1 rRNA gene is annotated in these 228 nt (G+C 49.6%); it reads left to right on the top strand.

Annotation, left to right across the window (positions count from 1 at the left end):
• Positions 1-62: 62 nt before the first annotated feature.
• Positions 63-178 (top strand): 5S ribosomal RNA (gene rrf, locus GYA94_RS26295).
• The last annotated feature ends 50 nt before the right edge of the window (positions 179-228 follow it).

Below are 228 nucleotides of genomic sequence, written 5' to 3'. Positions count from 1 at the left end.
CACAAACATCACATATCCGGATTCGCTGGGCTGTCCATCTGGACATTCTGGCTACAGAATTTCTTGACGACCATAGAGCATTGGAACCACCTGATCCCATCCCGAACTCAGCAGTGAAACGATGCATCGCCGATGGTAGTGTGGGGTTTCCCCATGTGAGAGTAGGTCATCGTCAAGATTCATTTCGCAAAACCCCTATCTGCGCATGCAGGTAGGGGTTTTGTCTTT

Source organism: Pseudomonas juntendi (genome assembly GCF_009932375.1).
In the GTDB taxonomy this organism is placed as follows: Bacteria; Pseudomonadota; Gammaproteobacteria; order Pseudomonadales; family Pseudomonadaceae; genus Aquipseudomonas; species Aquipseudomonas juntendi.
This window is presented reverse-complemented; position numbering and strand designations above follow the sequence as displayed.